The organism is Epilithonimonas sp. JDS (assembly GCF_021261315.1).
In the GTDB taxonomy this organism is placed as follows: domain Bacteria; phylum Bacteroidota; class Bacteroidia; order Flavobacteriales; family Weeksellaceae; genus Epilithonimonas.
Genome location: NZ_JAJSAX010000019.1, coordinates 1 through 640 on the forward strand (window position 1 = coordinate 1; position 640 = coordinate 640).

A 640-nucleotide genomic window follows, 5' to 3' on the forward strand; every position below is an offset into this window, starting at 1 on the left:
GGCTTATTATCTTCGTTTAATAAATTGTCTGCAGATTTTTTACCGCTGGCGAGATATAAAGCATCAAAACATACACTTGCCGTACTTGTCAAAGAATGTTTTGGTGTGAAACTGGTTCCGTCGTCGGCTTTTACCGGCGAAAGACTTCCAGCGATGACCTGAACAACAGCGCCTTTTCCTTCTAATTTTGATTTTAAGGCATTGACAGCCGCAGCATTCGCACCATCTTCCATAATGAAACCAATCACACGGCTTTTGATCGAATCTTTAACAGTGTTTTGCATACTCAAGGCATCAGAACTTTTTGTAGCAGGCTCTCTTTCTTCACTTTGAAGTGTTTTCGGATCTGCATCTGCTGGAATACTGCCGTTGGGTTGTTTCAGCTTCGTTACTTCAACTCCCACTTTTTTAGCCACCAAAGCCGCAAGATCTTTATTAATGAAAGCCAACTGCCCCACTACTCTTTCACGGATTGCTGGAATTGTAACTTTCGACAATTCAAAAATCAAAGCATTCTGAATGTGTTTTTGTTCCGGCGCAGACTGGCTGTTGTAAAATAATTTTGCCTGAGAATAGTGATCCACAAAACTTTCGCTTCTTGCACGGATCTTTTTCCCATCGATTCTTTCTTCCTGTGAAG

1 protein-coding gene is annotated in these 640 nt (G+C 41.4%); it reads right to left on the reverse strand.

What is annotated here, in order from left to right:
- Window positions 1-640: catalase-related domain-containing protein (locus LUD75_RS19075; RefSeq protein ID WP_317207331.1), on the reverse strand; the 640-nt coding region annotated here is incomplete at both ends.